Here is a 635-nt window from a genome sequence, read left to right on the forward strand (position 1 = left end):
TACACCGCCAGCCTTGTGGATAAAAACGGTGCGCCGGTGACTAACATCACCAACCCGCTGACCGTAACCTTGGATAATGGCCAGACCATCACCATCGGCGTAAACCAGACTAGCGGTAGCGTTTCGGTTCTTGCTCCTGATGATGTCTATAAAGGCGATCAAACCGTCACCACCGCTATCAAGGGTGTTACCGGCGGCGAGCACTTCGAAAATCTGGTTCCAGGTACTACCCCGGTTAACACCACCGTTACTGATACACCGGGCACCGATAACACCACTACTGTAACGCTGACAGCTCCGACCGAAGCGAATGAGGGTGGCCAGATCACCTATACCGCGACCTTGAGCAACAAGGCCGGTACCGACGTCACGCTGAAGTTGGATAACGGCTCTTCGATCACCATCAAGGCTGGCGACACGGTAGGCACTGTGACCGTGCCCGCTCCTAGCGATGACGTGTTCATCGATAAGAGCACTCAGACCGTCAAGATCACCGACGCTTCCGGCGGCAACTTCGAAAAATTAGAAGTTGCAGGCAACGGCGCAACCACCACGATCAACGACACCATCGACAAGGTTGATGTGGTTCTGACCGCCACCAACACCGTTGGCGAAGGCGGCAACATCGTTTACAC

General features: G+C 55.0%; 1 protein-coding gene. It reads left to right on the forward strand.

Translation table 11 applies throughout. The annotated features are described in order from the left end of the window. A partial coding sequence (locus tag AC07S6_RS27300) for an immunoglobulin-like domain-containing protein (protein ID WP_495113414.1) occupies positions 1-635 on the forward strand: 635 nt, incomplete at both ends.

This window comes from Pseudomonas sp. GW821-FHT07B01 (assembly GCF_059419065.1).